The organism is Brevundimonas sp. M1A4_2e, from assembly GCF_053345555.1.
On sequence record NZ_JBKFAI010000001.1, the window covers coordinates 224,769 to 241,837 of the forward strand.

At 66.7% G+C, this 17,069-nt stretch carries 17 protein-coding genes and 1 riboswitch; of the genes, 10 read left to right on the forward strand and 7 right to left on the reverse strand.

Annotated elements, in window-relative coordinates:
- Nucleotides 1-7 precede the first annotated feature (7 nt).
- Complete coding sequence (locus ACLBV5_RS01075) at nucleotides 8-1,279, forward strand: dicarboxylate/amino acid:cation symporter (protein WP_278069100.1); 1,272 nt, start codon at nucleotides 8-10, stop codon at nucleotides 1,277-1,279.
- Nucleotides 1,280-1,408: 129 nt separating this feature from the next.
- Nucleotides 1,409-1,619, forward strand: a riboswitch (cobalamin riboswitch).
- A 132-nt stretch (nucleotides 1,620-1,751) separates the two neighbouring features.
- Nucleotides 1,752-3,701 carry a TonB-dependent receptor plug domain-containing protein gene (locus ACLBV5_RS01080; RefSeq protein WP_447604574.1) on the forward strand — a complete coding sequence of 650 codons (1,950 nt, stop codon included), beginning with the start codon at nucleotides 1,752-1,754 and terminating at the stop codon, nucleotides 3,699-3,701.
- Between the two features lie 46 nt (nucleotides 3,702-3,747).
- On the opposite strand, the gene ACLBV5_RS01085 is transcribed toward ACLBV5_RS01080, so the two are convergent.
- Both ACLBV5_RS01085 and ACLBV5_RS01090 read right to left on the reverse strand, forming a co-directional pair.
- Nucleotides 3,748-3,942, reverse strand: a complete 195-nt coding sequence (locus ACLBV5_RS01085; protein WP_392353653.1) for a DUF2842 domain-containing protein — start codon at nucleotides 3,940-3,942, stop codon at nucleotides 3,748-3,750.
- Nucleotides 3,942-4,193: a transglycosylase gene (locus ACLBV5_RS01090; protein ID WP_134581051.1), complete on the reverse strand. Its 252-nt coding sequence runs from the start codon at nucleotides 4,191-4,193 to the stop codon at nucleotides 3,942-3,944. Before ACLBV5_RS01090 ends, ACLBV5_RS01085 begins: the two co-directional genes overlap by 1 nt.
- Nucleotides 4,194-4,331: 138 nt before the next feature.
- Here ACLBV5_RS01090 and ACLBV5_RS01095 point away from each other — a divergent pair, with 138 nt between their 5' ends.
- On the forward strand, nucleotides 4,332-5,387 hold the full coding sequence (locus ACLBV5_RS01095; protein WP_313632690.1) for a COX15/CtaA family protein: 1,056 nt from the start codon (nucleotides 4,332-4,334) through the stop codon (nucleotides 5,385-5,387).
- A 77-nt stretch (nucleotides 5,388-5,464) separates the two neighbouring features.
- Here the strand turns inward: ACLBV5_RS01095 and cobS are convergent, their stop codons facing one another.
- Nucleotides 5,465-6,469: a cobaltochelatase subunit CobS gene (cobS, locus tag ACLBV5_RS01100; RefSeq protein ID WP_313632688.1), complete on the reverse strand. Its 1,005-nt coding sequence runs from the start codon at nucleotides 6,467-6,469 to the stop codon at nucleotides 5,465-5,467.
- Between the two features lie 80 nt (nucleotides 6,470-6,549).
- Nucleotides 6,550-6,978 carry an organic hydroperoxide resistance protein gene (locus ACLBV5_RS01105; protein WP_025977218.1) on the reverse strand — a complete coding sequence of 143 codons (429 nt, stop codon included), beginning with the start codon at nucleotides 6,976-6,978 and terminating at the stop codon, nucleotides 6,550-6,552.
- Nucleotides 6,979-7,109: 131 nt separating this feature from the next.
- Between ACLBV5_RS01105 and ACLBV5_RS01110 the strand changes: the two genes are divergently transcribed.
- Nucleotides 7,110-7,382: a hypothetical protein gene (locus ACLBV5_RS01110; RefSeq protein WP_025977217.1), complete on the forward strand. Its 273-nt coding sequence runs from the start codon at nucleotides 7,110-7,112 to the stop codon at nucleotides 7,380-7,382.
- On the opposite strand, the gene ACLBV5_RS01115 is transcribed toward ACLBV5_RS01110, so the two are convergent.
- Nucleotides 7,342-8,010, reverse strand: coding sequence for a J domain-containing protein (locus ACLBV5_RS01115; RefSeq protein ID WP_447604575.1), 669 nt, complete (start codon nucleotides 8,008-8,010; stop codon nucleotides 7,342-7,344). The two genes, ACLBV5_RS01110 and ACLBV5_RS01115, sit on opposite strands and share 41 nt — an antisense overlap.
- Nucleotides 8,011-8,055: 45 nt before the next feature.
- On the opposite strand from ACLBV5_RS01115, the gene ACLBV5_RS01120 reads away from it, so the two are divergent.
- The 6 genes from ACLBV5_RS01120 to ACLBV5_RS01145 all read left to right on the forward strand — a co-directional run bounded on the left by ACLBV5_RS01120 (nucleotide 8,056) and on the right by ACLBV5_RS01145 (nucleotide 16,012).
- Complete coding sequence (locus tag ACLBV5_RS01120; protein ID WP_025977215.1) at nucleotides 8,056-8,355, forward strand: BolA family protein; 300 nt, start codon at nucleotides 8,056-8,058, stop codon at nucleotides 8,353-8,355.
- 106 nt (nucleotides 8,356-8,461) lie between these two features.
- Nucleotides 8,462-10,267 carry a response regulator gene (locus tag ACLBV5_RS01125; RefSeq protein ID WP_447604576.1) on the forward strand — a complete coding sequence of 602 codons (1,806 nt, stop codon included), beginning with the start codon at nucleotides 8,462-8,464 and terminating at the stop codon, nucleotides 10,265-10,267.
- 65 nt (nucleotides 10,268-10,332) lie between these two features.
- A complete protein-coding gene (locus ACLBV5_RS01130; protein ID WP_447604577.1) occupies nucleotides 10,333-12,030 on the forward strand; it encodes a cisplatin damage response ATP-dependent DNA ligase in 1,698 nt (565 codons plus the stop codon).
- A 44-nt stretch (nucleotides 12,031-12,074) separates the two neighbouring features.
- The gene (locus ACLBV5_RS01135; protein ID WP_303706255.1) at nucleotides 12,075-13,055 is read left to right on the forward strand and encodes a mechanosensitive ion channel family protein; all 981 of its coding nucleotides are present in this window, start codon (nucleotides 12,075-12,077) and stop codon (nucleotides 13,053-13,055) included.
- A gap of 3 nt (nucleotides 13,056-13,058) precedes the next feature.
- Nucleotides 13,059-14,075, forward strand: coding sequence for a threonine aldolase family protein (locus ACLBV5_RS01140; RefSeq protein ID WP_447604578.1), 1,017 nt, complete (start codon nucleotides 13,059-13,061; stop codon nucleotides 14,073-14,075).
- A 50-nt stretch (nucleotides 14,076-14,125) separates the two neighbouring features.
- On the forward strand, nucleotides 14,126-16,012 hold the full coding sequence (locus ACLBV5_RS01145; protein WP_447604579.1) for an ABCB family ABC transporter ATP-binding protein/permease: 1,887 nt from the start codon (nucleotides 14,126-14,128) through the stop codon (nucleotides 16,010-16,012).
- Nucleotides 16,013-16,018: 6 nt separating this feature from the next.
- Here the strand turns inward: ACLBV5_RS01145 and ACLBV5_RS01150 are convergent, their stop codons facing one another.
- Both ACLBV5_RS01150 and ACLBV5_RS01155 read right to left on the reverse strand, forming a co-directional pair.
- On the reverse strand, nucleotides 16,019-16,495 hold the full coding sequence (locus ACLBV5_RS01150; protein WP_025977209.1) for a hypothetical protein: 477 nt from the start codon (nucleotides 16,493-16,495) through the stop codon (nucleotides 16,019-16,021).
- The gene (locus ACLBV5_RS01155; RefSeq protein ID WP_134581031.1) at nucleotides 16,492-17,067 is read right to left on the reverse strand and encodes a response regulator; all 576 of its coding nucleotides are present in this window, start codon (nucleotides 17,065-17,067) and stop codon (nucleotides 16,492-16,494) included. Before ACLBV5_RS01155 ends, ACLBV5_RS01150 begins: the two co-directional genes overlap by 4 nt.
- Nucleotides 17,068-17,069 lie beyond the last annotated feature (2 nt).

Here is a 17,069-nt window from a genome sequence, read left to right on the forward strand (position 1 = left end):
CGACTGTATGAAACGTATTTTCGCTTACCTCATCGTCGGGGCTATGGTCCTCGGCGTTGTGACGGGCTGGGGCCTGAATAAATTTCTGACGGCGGATCAGGCTTCGGCCGCCGCGTCGAACCTCAATCTCATCACCGACATCTTTCTGCGTCTGATCAAGATGATCATCGCGCCGTTGGTGTTCACCACCCTTGTGGCGGGCATCGCCCATATGGAGGACGCCGCCTCGGTCGGGCGGATCGGCGTCAAGACCATGACCTGGTTCATCGGCGCCTCGATCGTGTCGCTAGTGCTGGGCCTGGTGATGGTCCAACTGCTGCAGCCGGGCGCGAACATGCACCTGCCCGAGGCGGTGGCTGCGACGGCCCCGGCGGCCTCGACCGACGCCTTCTCGTTGCACGGCTTCATCGCCCACCTGGTGCCGACCTCGATCTTCGACGCCATGGCCAGGAACGAGATCCTGCAGATCGTCGTCTTCTCGGTCTTCGTCGGCACGGCGGTCGCCGCCCTCGACGACAAGGCGCCGGCGGTGCTGCACCTGGTCGAACAGGCCGCCAGCATCATGCTGAAGGTGACCGAGTTCGTGATGAAGCTGGCGCCGTTCGCCATCTTCGCCGCCCTGGCCTCGACCATCGCCACCCAGGGGCTGGAGATGTTGGGCACCTACGCCAAGTTCGTGCTGGGCTTCTATGGTTCGATGGGCGTGCTGTGGGGCCTGCTGTTCGTGGCGGGCGCCGTGGTGCTGGGCAAGCGGGTGATCCCGCTGTTCCAGGCCATCCGCACCCCGACGCTGCTGGCCTTCTCGACGGCCAGCTCGGAAGCCGCCTATCCGCGCATCCTTGAGGCCCTGCCCAAGGTCGGCGTGCGCCGCCGCATCGTCAGCTTCGTCCTGCCGCTGGGCTATTCGTTCAACCTGGACGGATCGATGCTCTACTGCACCTTCGGCACCATGTTCATCATGCAGGCCCACGGTGTGCATCTGAGCGTGTCGCAGCAGATCTTCATGCTCTTGCTGCTGATGGTGACGTCCAAGGGCATTGCGGGTATTCCGCGCGCCTCGCTGGTGGTGATCATGGCGACCCTGACCTACTTCGGCCTGCCTGAGGCGTGGATCGCCATCGTGCTAGGCGTCGACCACCTGCTCGACATGGGGCGCTCGGCCACAAACGTCGTCGGCAACTCCGTCGCCGCCGCCGTGGTCGCCAAGTGGGAAGGCGAGCTGGACGACATCCCAGCAGCGGACAGCGCGGACGGCGAGCCGCAGCCCGCCGCCGTCTGACGCCGGTCCAGTCCAACAAGAAGCAGGGGGCGTGGAGAGATCATCTCCACGCCCTTTTTCTTGGGTGTAAGGCCGCAGTCCGCCATGCCGGGCCGGGCGTTGCTGTTGACCTGAACCGCGCGCGGCCCTACTGCGGCGGTCGCGTCAGGTTCCCCTCGACGGGGGATTAAAAGGGAACGGAGTGTGAAACTCCGGCTGTTCCCGCAACTGTAAGCGGTTAGCCCGCGCGTCAAACGCCACTGGCGGCTCGAGAGGTCACGACCTCATCGACTGCTGGGAAGGCGACGCGCACCGGCCTTGATCCGCGAGCCAGGAGACCTGCCTGTCGCCGTCGTTCTCCGCGCGGTCGGGATGTGCCGGGCGGTCGAGGCAACTCGTGTGACGACAGTCGTAAACCAGCCGCGTCAGCGGCCGCTTTCGCTCATCCGGGCGATGGTCGGTCCGACGCGGCGTCGTCATATGGAGACCCGGAATGAACCGGACCGCATGCGCCGCCCTGGCCGCCGCCAGCCTTCTGGCCGCCGCCCCTTCTTTCGCCGCTGAAGCGCTCGATCAGCAAGCCGCCGCCCCCGATGTCGCGGGCCGCGCCGGCGCCACCGCCGTCGAGGACGTGGTCGTCACCGCCAACCGCTCGGCCCAGCCGATCGAGCGGGTCGGCGCTTCGGTCGCCGTCCTGACCCAGGCCGCCATTGAAGCGCGCCAGACGACCGCCGTGGCCGAGCTTCTGGCGCAGACGCCGGGCGTCAGCTACAGCCGCAACGGCGGCGTGGGCGCGGCCAACAGCCTGTATATCCGCGGCGCGGAGGGCCACCACACCGTCGTCCTGATCGACGGGGTCAAGCTGAACGACCCGTCCTCGACCCAGGGCGGCTTCAACTTCGGCAATCTGCTGGTTGGCGACGCGGCCCGCATCGAGGTTCTGCGCGGCGCCCAGTCGACCTTGTGGGGCAGCCAGGCCATCGGCGGCGTGGTGAACATCGTCACGACCGAGCCGACAGAAGCCTTCCAGGGCGGCCTGGACGCAGAAGCCGGCGCGCGCGGCACGACCTATTTCCGCGGCGGCGTGAGCGGCGCCAATGAGCGACTGAGCTGGCGCCTGGCGGCCAGCCGCTACGCCACCGACGGCTTCTCGGCCTATGCCACGGGAACCGAAGACGACGGCTACGACAATACCGGCCTGTCGGGACGGTTGAATCTGAAGATCACCGACGCCGTGTCGCTGGACCTGCGCTCGGTCTGGTCCAGCGGGCGCGCAGGCTTCGACGCCTGGAACGGCGACAGCCGCGACTATGGCAAGACGCAGGAGCTGGTCGCCTACGCCGGGCTGAACATCGACCTTCTGGACGGCCGTTTCCGTAACCGCATCGGCTATGCCCACACCGATACGGATCGTCGCAACTTCAACCCGGACAACAAGATCCAGCCGCTGACCTTCGATTCCGAAGGCCAGAACCGCCGCTGGGAGTATCAGGGCGCCTTCGCCGTCACCGAGACGCTGAACACGACCTTCGGCGTCGAGCACGAAAAGTCTGAAATGAAGGCGCGCTCGCTGGGCGACTGGAATCCTGCCGCAGACTACGGGCGCGGCGAGGCTGAGCTGAACAGCGTCTACGGCCAGATTCAGTGGACCGTTTTGGACGGCCTGACCCTGACCGGCGGGCTGCGCTATGACGATCACGCCCAGTATGGCGACAACCTGCTGGGGCAGGTCGCGGCGGCCTGGGCGCTGAACGACGGCGCCACCGTCCTGCGCGCCAGCTGGGGGCAGGGCTTCCGCGCGCCGGGTCTGTACGAGCTCTACAGCGAGTACGGCAGCCTGGATCTGCAGCCTGAAGAAGCCGAGAGCTGGGAGATCGGCGTCGAACAACGCCTGTTCGACCGCGCCGTCGTCTCGGCGACCTATTTCCAGCGCGATAGCGACAATGAGATCAACTACGCCAACTGCCTGCCCGGCGACGCTCACCCGATCTGCAGCCAGCCGTACGGCGGCTATTATCAGAACATCCAGAAGGCCGAGACCAAGGGCGTCGAACTGATCGGCCGTCTCGACGTGACCGAGCGCCTGCACCTGAACGCCAACTACACCTGGACGGACGCCAAGAACGCCGTCGGCGATCATGAAGGCAAGCGTCTGCGCCTGCGTCCCGAGCACATGGGCAATCTCGCGGCCGACTACGACTGGGCCTTCGGTCTGAAAACCGGCCTGTCCGTTCGCTACGTGGGCGAGACCTTCAATGACCTGGCGAACGCGGTGAAGGTCGACGCCTTCACCTTGGTCGACCTGCGGGCCTCCTATCCGATCGACGACAATCTGGAAGTCTACGGCCGGATCGAGAACGCCTTCGACGAGGACTACCAGACCGTGCTGGGCTACGGCACGGCCGGTCGCGGCGTCTTCGGCGGCGTGCGCGTCCGCTTCTGATGCGAAGGCCGGGCCGCCCTGATGTCGGGGCGGCCCGGCCAAACCTCTATTCCCGTTCGGCCCAGCGCAGCAGGGGAATGAGCGGCACGCCCCAGCCGATGCCCGCCATGGCGAAGAAGATCAGGTCGATCCACCAGGCCTTAGGCAACAGGGCGTGCAGCGTCACGGCGCCCCAGATCCAGAAGATCAGGAAGAACACCACCGCCACGGTGGCGACGAACCGGCGCGCGCGGGGCGGCATCAGCGCTTGTTCCTGAACAGGAAGAAGGCCGCCAGGCCGATCACCGTGGTCACCAGCGACCACAGCAGCCACTCCCAGTCCGTCAGGGCGGCGACCGCAAAGACGCGAATGGCCAGGAAGGCGCCGCAGGCCGCGCTGACCAGGGCCACCAGGATGACGGCCCCTATGCCTCGGCGTCCCGTCAGAAGGTCGGCGATCCACGCCAGAGCCACGGCGCCGATAACGGCGATGGCGATCTCGATATATTGCACCGGCCGGCGCTCCCTGACTGCTGTGCGACGCTTTGGCGAAGAAAGCGACTCGATCTTGCCACGCGGGAGGGGCATATCCCTCGGTTCCGCCGCCTGTGAAGAGGCGGCAAGCATATCGGGGCGAACGGCAGGCGTCGAATGAAGCGTATTGGGGATTTGGATCGCAGCCGCGCTGTGGCGCTGTGGCTGTTTTTCTGCGCGACCTTGGTGTTCGCAATGATCGTGGTCGGGGGGGCGACGCGCCTGACCGGATCGGGTCTGTCGATCACGGAATGGAAGCCCATCATGGGCGCGCTGCCGCCGATGAACCACGCTGACTGGGTCGAGGCGTTCGACAAGTACAAGGCCATCCCCCAGTACACCGAAGTGAACGCCGGCATGAGCATGGCGCAGTTCCAGTACATTTTCTGGTGGGAGTGGGCGCACCGGCTGCTGGGGCGTCTGATCGGCGCCGTCTTCGCCTTGCCCTTCATCGCCTTCCTGGCCTTCCGGGCGATCCCGCGTCGTCTGATCGGCCGCTGCGCCGTTCTTCTGGCTCTGGGCGGCCTGCAGGGGCTGATCGGCTGGTGGATGGTGTCCAGCGGCCTGGCCGAGCGCGTCGATGTAGCGCCGGAACGTCTGGCGACCCATCTGGGCCTGGCCTTCGTGATTTTTGCGGGCCTGATCTGGACGGGGCTGGAGGCGTGGGCCGGGGTTGACGCCAACCGTCCGTCGCGCGCCTGGACCTGGGCCGCGGGCCTGCTGCTGGGCGGGGTCTTCGTCCAGTGCCTGTTGGGTGGCCTGGTGGCGGGCGCCAAGGCGGGCCTGATCTACACGGACTGGCCGTTGATGAACGGAGCCTTCTTCCCGCCGATCGCGTGGGGGCAGGGGGCGTTGGCCTTCCTGCATGATCAGGGGCTGGTCCAGCTGAACCACCGCATCGGCGCATACATGCTGTTGTTCGCCGGCACCTTCTATGCGGTCCAGGCCCTGCGCGGGCGTCTGGACGGCGGGCTGGGGATCGCCGCCGTCATCTTTGCGGGCGCGCTGTGGTTCCAGGCGGGGCTGGGCGTCATGACCCTGATCCACGCCGTGCCGGTCACGCTGGGCGTGCTCCACCAGGCCGTGGCGGCGCTCGTGCTTGGGGCGGCGACGGTGAACCTGTGGCTGGTGCGGCGTTCGCGGCCGCGGATGTTCGCGTCCAGCCTGCGCTAAGCGTCACCACGGCTGAACAAAAAGGCCGCCCTCCGGATCGGAGGGCGGCCTTTTCAATATGGCGATGCGCTAGGGCGTCAGCCGATCTTCACCCGCGTTGCCGCTTCCGGCAGGTCCTCGCCGAAGGCGCGCTGATAGAACTCGGCGATGGTCGGCCGCTCCAGCTCGTCGCACTTATTCAGGAAGGTCAGCCGGAAGCTCAGGGCCAGGTCGCCGCCGAAGATGATGGCGTTCTGGGCCCAGGTGATGACCGTGCGGGGCGACATCACGGTCGAGATGTCGCCGTTCATGAAGGCGTTGCGGGTCATGTCGGCGACGCGGACCATGGCGGCGATCTGACGGCGGCCGTCGGCCGTGTCGTACTCAGGCGCCTTGGCCACGACGATCTCGGCTTCCACGTCGTGGTCGAGATAGTTCAGCGTGGTGACGATGTTCCAGCGGTCCAGCTGCGCCTGGTTGATCTGCTGGGCGCCGTGATACAGGCCCGTAGTGTCGCCCAGACCGACCGTGTTCGAGGTCGCGAACAGGCGGAACCACTTGTTCGGGCGGATGACCCGGTTCTGGTCAAGCAGGGTTAGACGCCCTTGCGCCTCCAGCACGCGCTGGATGACGAACATCACGTCGGGGCGGCCCGCGTCGTATTCGTCAAACACCAGGGCGACCGGGCGTTGCAGCGACCACGGCAGGATGCCTTCGCGGAATTCGGTGATCTGCTTGCCGTCCTTCAGGACAATGGCGTCCTTGCCGATCAGGTCGATCCGGCTGACGTGGGCGTCCAGGTTCACGCGCACCATCGGCCAGTTCAGGCGGGCGGCGACCTGCTCGATGTGGGTCGACTTGCCGGTGCCGTGATAGCCCTGGACCATCACGCGGCGGTCGTAGGCGAAGCCCGCGCAGATGGCGAGCGTCGTCTGCGGATCGAACCGATAGGATTCGTCGATCTCGGGCACGTGGCTGTCGCGCGTCTCGAAGGCGGGCACGACCATGTCGGAATCGATGCCGAACGCTTCTTTCAGCGTGACCTTGCGGTGCGGTTCCAGCGTGACGAGCGGATCGGGGGAGGCGTCGAGCGGAGAGGTCATGGCCACCACCTAGCGCCCTCGCGCGCGCGGCTCAACACGCGCGAGGGGCCGGACTGATGATTAGCGCTGGGCCGGTCGGATTATTCCGCCGAAAGGGCGACCTCGACGTTGCCGCGCGTGGCGTTGGAGTAGGGGCAGACCTGATGCGCCTTGTGGATAAGGTCGTTGATAACCGCCTCGTCCAATCCGTGGTCCGTGACCTTCAGCGTCACATCCAGGTTGAAACCTTCGCCGCGGGTGTTCTTGCCGAACCCGATGCCTGCCTCGACCTTGGTGTCAGGTCCCACAGGCGTCCCCGCCTTGCCGGACACCAGACGCAGGGCGCCCAGGTAGCAGGCGGCGTAGCCGGTTGCGAACAGCTGCTCCGGGTTGGTTCCGTCGCCGCCCTTGCCGCCCATTTCGGTCGGGACGGACAGGCGGACGTCGATCTTGCCGTCGTCGGTGGCCGAGCGGCCCTCGTCGCGTCCTCCGCCGGACGCCGTGGCGTGGGCGCGGTACAGGATTTCCATGGGCAGACTCCGAACATTTTGAAGGGCTGAAGCTGCTTCAACGCCTCTCAGAAACAACGGTTCTGTGATTCGGAATATCCACAGCGTGATGTTAACAATTGTCGCATCGCTCCCATTGGGGAGGGGCTGAGATGACCACGCTGCCGCAGTTCTTCTGCTATGTGTACGACGCGCCCGGCCGGACGCCTCAAATGCTTGCGCTTGAGGCCGACACCTTCCTTGAGGCGATCCGCGAGACGCGCCAGGTGATGCGCGGCGAAAGCGGCGCGGACGTCTTCGCGGAGATCTGGGACTCGTCTCAACTCGGCGGGCAGGTCACCCGCGTGGAGGCCTCGCCCGGCGGCGCCGGCCTGCTGAGGTCTCTCAAGCGTAACCGGCCTTTTTCAAGGTTTTCCAGGCCTTGATCACGCTCTGAAGTTTGACCTCGGCGCCACGGTCGCCGCCATTGGTGTCCGGGTGGAAGCGCTTCAAAAGCTCATGATAGCGGGCCTTCACCGCGGCCTTGTCGGCGCCCGGCTCCAGGTTCAGGTCCGCCAGGGCGGCGCGCTCCAGCTTGCCCATGCGCTGTTCAGGGGCCTCGGCGACCGGCGCTTCCTGGGTTCTGCGTCCGAACAGGCCGAAACTGTCGCGCCATGAACCGGCGCCTGAGGTGTTGTTCGTGCCGAACTTGGCGGCGAAGGCGGCCGCCTCGCGCGTCTGGGGGCCGGCCTTCATCTGCCAGGTGGGGCGGCCGCCGGTCATGGCCTCGTTTTCCTGGGCCGCGCGGATCTGGCCCTCGTTCATGCCGGCGTAGAAGTTCCAGCCCTTGTTGTACTGCCCCGCGTGGCCCTGACAGAAGTTGTAGAATTCGTTGATCTGCTCGCGCGACTTGGGCGCCTTGGCGGTCGCTGGGCGAGAGCAGTCGGGCCACTCGCAGCGCTTCTCGCCGGGCTTCAGGTGCAGGACGTCGGCCTCGGCCTGTTCCTCGTCGGGCCGGGGCGGCTTCACGCGGATATCGGTAAAGCGAGGCTTGTATTGAAAAGACGCAGACATCCTCCGAAGTGTAGGGCTGATTTGGACGGCTTCAAGGAACGACCGATGTCTAATGGCCCTGTGGCGACGATTATCCGCGAAAAACTGACAGCGGCCTTCGCTCCGAGCGTGATTGAGCTGGAGGACGACAGCTGGAAACACGCCGGCCACCACCACGAAGGGGGAATCGACGCCCAGGACGGCGGGGAAAGTCATTTCCAGCTGCGGATCGTTTCCACCGCCTTCGAAGGCATGAATCGCGTCGCGCGTCAGCGGGCGGTGAATACGGCTCTGAAAGACGAGCTCAGCGGCCCGGTCCACGCCCTGTCCATCCGCGCCCAGACGCCGGGCGAGGCCGCGGGCTGATATTCACCGATTTGGGATTACGTAGTTCTCCGCATTCATATCGTCTTAGAACTTTTGGCCATAGCGTCCGCCCCCGAAGCATATTGCAGCGAGCGGGGGCGTCGCCATGGTGGGTTCCGAAGGAATAGGGAAGGGGCTTGAAAGCCAGGAGGCCGGCAGCGCCGCCCAGGCTCTGTCCGCCATCCTGCAGACCCACTATCTGCGCTATCTGATCATCACCAGCTGGGCCGTGGGGCTGATCGCCACCGTGGGTCTGCTGCATGGCCTGCTGTGGTTCGCCGGAACCCTGGCCGCCGGGGCCCTGCGCGGCGTGGCGGAAAAGCGGATCAGCCGCAGCCAGAACGCTGAGGCCGGGTGGGACCGCATCTTCCCGATTGTGGGCGCTGTGACGACGGCCGCCTGGGCGGCGGCGCCGCTTATGGCCTGGTTTTCGGACTCGCTCTTCGGCCGCGAACTGGCGATCGCACTGCTGATCTCCGGCTATGTGCTGGTCTTCGCCCAACTGCGCAGCTCGCCCAAGCAGGCCATTGTGATTTCATCGCCCTACGGCGTCGCGGCGGCGATCATCGCTGTGACCCTGATCGGCGATCCAGCCTTCTGGCCCTTTCTCATGTTGGCGCCGTTCACGGCGGCCTCGCTGTTCGTCCTCGTGACGATGACCATGTTGCGCGAGGAACGCATCCGCGCCTTCCAGGAACACCAGGCGCATCTGATCGAGGAACTGGAGGCGGCCAGGGACAAGGCGAATGCCGCCAATGAAGCCAAATCCAACTTCCTCGGCGTCATTTCTCACGAACTGCGCACCCCGATGAACGGGGTGCTCGGCGCGGCGCAGCTGTTGAGCGCGACGCGGCTGGACGGCGCCCAGCGCGAATATCTGGCGATCATCCGCAACTCGGGCGACAATCTGCTCAGCCTGCTGAACGACATCCTCGACATGACCAAGATCGAGGCGGGGCGGATGAACTTCGAGTCCATCGACATCCAACTGGACGACCTTCACCGCCGCATCGTCGGCCCCTTCGAGGCGCAGGCCGAGGCCAAGGGACTGAGGTTCGTGTCCGAGTTCGAGGGCGATACGCCTGCCGTCGTGCGCGGCGACCCCTTGCGGGTCTGTCAGGTGGTGCAGAACCTGCTGTCCAACGCGGTGAAGTTCACCGAGAGCGGCGACATCCGCTTTGTGACGCGAAGCCGCCGTATCTCCGAGCGCCGCGTGGCGTTCGAGTTCGCGGTTCACGACAGCGGCGCAGGGATTTCGGAAGGCGACATGGATCAGTTGTTCCAGCCCTTCACCCAGATCGACGCTTCGTCGACACGACGCTTCGGCGGCACGGGTCTGGGCCTGACGATTTCGCGACGCCTGGCCAACATCATGGGGGGCGACATCACGGTGCAGTCTCAGGTCGGCTCGGGGTCGGTCTTCACCTTCGCTGTCGAGGGCGAGGTCGTCTGCTGGGAAGATGAGGCCGCTCAGGCCGACGCGGACGCCGATAGCATCGAACCGGACGGCATGAAGGTGCTGGTCGTCGAGGATCACCCGGTCAACCGCATGATCCTTGAGGCGTGGATGGGCTCGACCGGACGCCGCACCACGACGGCTGAAAACGGCCAGGAGGCGGTCGATATTGCTCAACATCAGGCGTTTGACCTGATCATCATGGACGTGAACATGCCGGTCATGGACGGCCTGACTGCCACCCGTCTGATCCGCGCGGGCGGCGCCAACGCGGAAACGCCGATCGTCGTGCTATCGGCGTCGGCCCGGAACGAGGACCACGAAGCCGGCATGGCGGCTGGGGCCGACGCCTACCTGAACAAGCCGATCGATTTCCGCAGTCTTGCCGGCCTTATGACCCAGGCCAAGGGCGGGCGGCCCGCGCTTCAACAGTCAGTCGAGAGCGAAGCCGCCTGACGGATACGGAAACGCTTGCGAGGTTCGGCGTTCCGTAAGGCCACGACCGAATCTCAGGAGCCGATTTGCGCCGTTTCGCCGAACTGCTTGATCGACTGTCGCTGACTGCGTCGCGCAAGGCGAAGCTGGTTCTCTTGCGCGATTATCTCCGGTCGACGCCCGATCCGGATCGGGGCTGGGCGCTGGCGGCGCTGACCGGCGACCTGGCGTTCTCTGCAGCCAAGCCGGCCATGATCCGCAAGGCCGCCGAGGCGCGGGTCGATCCTGTGCTGTTCGGCTGGTCCTACGACTATGTGGGCGACCTGGCCGAGACGGTCGCCCTGATCTGGCCGTCCGATCCCGAACACCGGCCCAACCGCGAGCCGTCGCTGGGCGAGGTCGTTGACGCGCTGCAGGGCGCAGGCCGGCAAGAGGCGCCCCGTCTGATCGAAGGCTGGCTGAACGCCCTGGAGCCGAAAGGGCGCTGGGCGCTGTTGAAGCTGGTCACGGGCGGTCTGCGCGTCGGCGTGTCGGCGCGCCTGGCGCGCACCGCTGCCGCCATGATGCGGCCGGACGCCGTCAGCGCGCCTCCTACGCCGGAAGGCGGCGAGCAGGCCGCCGTCCTGCCGCCGGTCGACGTCGCCGACATCGAAGAGGTCTGGCATGGGCTGAGCGCGCCCTATGGCGACCTGTTCGCCTGGCTGGAAGGGCGGGGCGAACGCCCCAGCGCCGAGGCTTCCGGCCGCTTCCGTCCCGTCATGTTGGCGACCGCTCTGGATGAGGCGGCGGATATGTCCCGTCTGGACCCGACAGACTTCGTGGCCGAGTGGAAATGGGACGGCGTGCGGGTTCAGGCTGTGCGCGAAGGCGGGGTGACGCGGCTCTATTCCCGTACCGGCGACGACATTTCGGCGGCGTTTCCCGACGTGATCCAGGCTCTGACCTTTGAGGGCGCAGTAGATGGCGAACTGCTCGTCGTGCGCGATGGCGCTGTCGCTCCTTTCGGCGACTTGCAGCAGCGGTTGAACCGCAAGACGGCCAGCGCGCGATTGATGCAGGACTATCCAGCGGCCATCCTGGCCTACGACCTGCTTGCCGAGGGAGAGCAGGACGTGCGCGCGCTGCCTCTGACGGAGCGTCGAGAGCGGCTCGAACGTCTGGTGTCCCGACATGAGAGCGACCGGCTGGCGCTGTCGCCGTTGCTGACCCACGCGACCTGGGACGATCTGGCGGCCTTGCGGGCCGATCCGCCGGTCGGCGCCGCTGCCGAAGGCCTGATGCTGAAACGCCGCGACAGCGCCTATGTCGCTGGCCGCCCGAAAGGGCCGTGGTTCAAATGGAAGCGCGATCCTCACGTCATCGACGCGGTTCTGATGTACGCCCAGCGGGGCCACGGCAAACGGTCCGGCTTCTATTCCGACTACACGTTTGGGGTCTGGACCGAGGAGGGCGCGCTGACGCCGGTCGGCAAGGCCTATTTCGGCTTCACCGACGAGGAGTTGAAACAGATCGACAAATTCGTGCGCGACCACACCACCGATCGTTTCGGCCCCGTTCGCGCGGTTCGCGCCGAACGCGATTTCGGCCTGGTTCTTGAGATCGCCTTCGAGGGGCTTCAACGCTCGACGAGGCACAAATCGGGGGTCGCCATGCGCTTCCCGCGCGTCAGCCGCATCCGCTGGGACAAGCCCGCGCGCGAGGCGGATACGCTCGAGACGGTGCTCGATCTGCTGGACGCCATCGAGCGCGGCGGCGGTCGGGTCAGCGCCGGTGAAAAAGCTTGAGCGTCGGGGCTTCCAATCGGCTCCACGTGCGTTAGACCCGGTTCATGCTCATGAATTTCCTGCATAGTCCCGTCGTGCTGGCCGAGCCCCTGGCTCAGGCGATGGCCGCCGGCGAGCAGAGGCTGAGCATGGACGCCGCTATCCTGGCCAAGGCTATGGATCTGCTGGGCGATTTCGCGGTCAACCTGGCCATTGCGGCGATCATCTTCGTCCTGACCCTGCTCGCCGCGCGCTGGGCCTCGGGCGCGGCGCGGAAGATTTTGGGCCGGACGCGGCTGGTGCGGCGCGATCCCACGGTGCTGGCCTTCATGGTGCAGATCGTGCGGGTGGTGGTCGTCATCATCGGCATGATCGCTGTACTGCAGCGCCTGGGCGTGCAGACGACCTCCATCATCGCCGTTCTGGGCGCCGCCTCGCTGGCGGTCGGCTTGGCTCTTCAAGGGACGCTGTCGAATGTGGCGGCGGGGGTGATGCTGCTGATCCTTCGCCCCTATCGCGTGGGCGAGGCCATCGACGTGGGCGGCGCCTCCGGAACGGTGCAGAAGCTTGATCTGTTCACCACCCAGCTGACCAACGCCAACAACCACAAGATCGTCATTCCGAATTCCAAGGTGTTGAGCGACGTCATCGTCAATGTGACGGGCCAGCGGACGCGCCGGATCGAGATCAAATTCACTGTGGGCTACGGTGAAAACCTGAAGGACGCCTGCGCCGTTCTGGCGTCGGTCGCCAGGGTGAACGACAGGGTGCTGAAGGATCCGGCGCCGTGGACCGGGGTCACGGGTCTGTTGGACAGCTCGGTCCAGATCACCCTGCACGCCTGGGTCAACAACGCCGACTGGTGGCAGACCCAGTCCGACCTGATGCAGGCGGGCAAGGAGGCGCTGGACGAGGCCGGTATCGAGATTCCCTTCCCGCACCAGGTCGAGGTGCCGGCGAAGGACGCCAAGTTCGCGCGGGTCGTCATGGCCCCGCTGGAAAACGATGCGGCTCAGGACGGATCGTCCGGCCGAGGGGGAGAGTGACCCGTGCGTTTCGACTTCGGTTCCGACAATACGGCGGGCATGGCGCCCTCGGCCCTTCAGAGCCTCATCGCGGCCAATACCGGCTTCGCGCGGGCCTACGGGGCGGATGGGACCTCGGCGCGAGCCGCCGACCTGATCCGTCAGACGCTGGACGCCGACGCCGAGGTGCGCTTCCTGTTCAGCGGTACGGCGGCCAACGCCATCGGCCTGTCGATGCTGGCGCGTCCCTATGAGGCGGTGCTAGCCCACCACGCCGCCCATATCTGCACGGATGAAACTGGCGCGCCTGGCTTCTTCGGTCACGGCGTCGGCCTGATCGGGCTGCCCGGCTACTCGGGCAAGATCGACGTGGCGGCGCTGCACGCCGCTCTGGAAGAGCCTGTCGTCGGCCACCGCCAGCCTGCCGCCGCCCTCAGCCTGACCCAGGCGACCGAGTACGGCGCCGTCTATTCCGAGGAAGAGCTTCGTCACCTGATCGAGCCCGCCAAAAGCGCTGGGCTTGGCGTCCATATGGACGGGGCGCGGCTGGCCAACGCCGTGGCCGCGGGTTTCGACCCCAAGAATATCGCGCGGCTGGGCGTGGATGTTCTGTCGTTCGGCGGCGCCAAGGCCGGCGCGCACTGTGTCGAGGCGCTGGTCATCTTCGACAAGGGCCTGACGCGGCGGATCGACAACCGGCTGAAGCAGGCGGGTCAGACGGCGTCCAAAGGGCGGCTGCTGGCGGCGCCGCTGTTAGGTCTGCTGGAAAGCGGCGACTGGTTGTCGGGCGCCGCCCACGCCAATCTGATGGCTCAGCGTCTGGCGGACGGCATCGAGGCCCGGACGTCCTTCGTTCTCGCCCATCCGGTCGAGTCCAATGCGGTTTTCGTGCGCATGCCTGAAGAGGCGCATCAGGCGCTGAACGCCGTCGGTTGGGCCTGCTATCAGTTCGACGACGGTTCGGTGCGGTTCGTCTGTTCCTGGGCGACCGAAGAGGCGGCGGTGGACGCCCTCATCGACGCTGTGGCGAGCCTGAACTGAGGTGGCGGTCCGGTTCCGCCTCGATGGCATGACGACGGCGGAGCGCGGCGATGCGGGGTGAACGCTCGGGACGGCGCGGCGATGTCGCGACCAAGGCCATGAACGCTGGCGTCGATCCCTCTCAGCAGGACGCGCCGCCGACGCTGGAGGCGCTGAAGAACCTGATCGGCGTGGTGGCGCGGTCCGGCGCGCCGCAACTGCCTTGGCGCGTGACGGGCGCGATCCTGCTCACGCTGGCGGGCAAGGGGCTGGGCGTGCTGGCGCCGCTGGTGCTGGGCGCGGCGGTCAACCATCTGGCGGCCGATCAGGGGCCCGCGGCGTCCGTGGGGCTGGGCTTCGCCGCCTTCGCCGTGGGCTGGGCGGTGGTGCGCTTCCTGTCAGCGGCGACGCCGCAGTTGTCGGACGTGGTGTTCGCCCCCGTGCGCGCGGCGGCCCAGCGAAAGACGGCGGCCGAGACCTTCGCCCACGCCCTCAGCCTGTCGCTGGACTTCCACCAGACCAAGCGCTCCGGCGCCTTGTCGCGCGTGATGGACCGGGGCTCGCGCGCGGTGGACTTCCTGCTGCGCATCCTGATGTTCAACCTGGGGCCGACGGTGCTGGAGCTGCTGCTGGCGGCGGCGGTGCTGGGCGGCAAATACGACTGGCGTTTCGGCGCGGTCGCGGTGGCGGTCGTGCTGGTCTATGCGATCACGACCTTCGCCATGGCCAACTGGCGGCTGGAGCACCGGCGCGCCATGAACGCCGCCGACAGCGAGGCGGCGGGCCTGTCGGTGGACGCCCTGCTGAACTATGAGACGGTCAAGTCGTTCGGCGCCGAGAGCCGCGCGGCCGAGGCCTATGACCGATCTCTGTCGACCTATGTTCAGGCCTCGCTGAAGGCGAACACCTCGCTGGCGGCGCTGAACCTGATTCAGGGCCTGATCATGAACGTGGGCCTTGGCGTCATGGCGGTCATGGCCGGGTTCGAGGCGGCGGCCGGACGGATGGGGCCGGGCGATGTGACAGCCGCCGTGCTGATCATGATCTCCCTCTATGCGCCGCTGAACATCCTTGGCTTCGCCTATCGAGAGATCCGCCAGTCCTTCATAGACATGGAGGAGATGCTTAAGGTGACGCGACAAGCGCCGCAGGTGGCGGACGCGCCCGACGCCGTGGCCCTGACCCGGCCTGAGAGCGGTGGCGGCGCCGAGATCGTCTTTGATCATGTGGGCTTCCGGCACGACGCGCGGGCGGCGGGACTGGACGACGTCAGCTTCGTCACGCCCGCCGGCACGACGACCGCCCTGGTGGGGCCGTCCGGCGCTGGCAAATCGACCATCGTCAAACTGGCCCTGCGCCTGCTGGACCCACAGGAAGGCGCGGTGCTGATCGACGGTCGGGACGCGCGCGGCCTGACCCAGGCGTCGCTGCGTTCCGCCGTGGCCCTGGTGCCGCAGGACGTGGCTCTGTTCAACGACACCATCGCCGCCAACATCGCCTTCGCCCGTCCTGATGCGGACGACGCAGCGATCTGGGCCGCAGCCGAGGGCGCCGAACTGGCCGATTTCATCCGCAGTCTGCCCGACGGCATGGAGACCCGCGTCGGCGAGCGAGGCCTGAAGCTCTCCGGCGGCGAGCGCCAGCGTGTCGGCATCGCCCGCGCCCTGCTGGCCGATCCCTGCATCCTGATCCTGGACGAGGCGACCAGCGCCCTGGACAGCCGCACCGAAGCGGCCATTCAGAAGACGCTGCGCAAGGCGAGGGCAGGGCGCACGACCCTGGTGGTGGCGCACCGCCTGTCCACCGTGGCCGACGCCGATCAGATCCTGGTGCTCAAGGCGGGCCGCGTCGTCGAGCGCGGCGCCCACCATGAGCTGGTGGCGCGTCAGGGCGGGGAATATGCGGCCCTGTGGCGCAAACAGACGCGCGGCGCCAGGACGCAGGCCCCTCAAACCTGACTGAGCTTAGTCCTTGGCGCCGGGGACCTTGGCCTTCAGCACGTCTTTGAGGCTGTCCAGCACCTGGGCGCGGGCGTCGTCCGCCTCGCTCGGCAGCGTCAAAAGGAGGCGCAACGCCTGGGCGTGGACAGTAACGATCCGCCAGTCGAACGCCTGATCTTCCGGCGCCGCGTCGATCAGATCGCACAGATTGGCGGCTGCGGTGCAGATGTCCTTCATCTCGAATGGCCCGGCCGCATCGATCACGGCGCTGGAGCGGGCATAGGCCTGATCCAACGCGGCGGAGGCTTCGTCGGGACTGGAGGGAGGCTTCATCCCCGCCAAAGCGGACACCTGTTCCTCGATGACCTCCCGGCTGCGGGTCTCATATTCCGCCAGGTTGGCGCGCGCCTGCTTCAGCGCGGTTCCGACGCTGACGCCGCCGGGCTGGTCGATCAGGGTCGACAGGCGCGAGCGACGACGATTGTGCGTGATGACGGTCATAGATTGATCGAGCCTCTTCGCTGGGCCTCGAATTCCGCCTTGCGGATCTCCTCGGAACGACGCTCGGGACCGGGCCAGGGTTCCTCCCTGAAGCGACGGTCCGGGCCGAAATAGTCGCCGACCTCCAGGAAGGGGCGATTATCCTTGGCCACCCAGACGATGCGTTCCAGCAGCACTCCGGCGCTGAACGGCTTGGTGATCAGGAAGTTGGCCCCGCAGTCGCGCGCCTCAGACACCTTGGAGCGGCGGACGTGGGCGGCGGTCATGATGACGGGCGCATAGGCGTTCGGTTCCAGCCCCGAGCGACGCAGCCAACGCACGAACTCATAGCCGCTCATGCCCGGCATTTCGCAGTCCACCAGGATCAGATCGACCGGGTGGGTCTGCAGGACCTTGATGGCTTCCGCCGCTTGGGCGCACGCATGGCGGACCTTGATGCCGAACCCTAGCAGAGCCTGAGTCGTCAGCTCCATCGCGAAGGGGGAGTCGTCGATGACCATGGTCATCGCCCCATCGAAGTTGAAGACCGCACTTTCGCGCAGGGTTTCGCCGACCCCGTTCATGCTGCGCATGA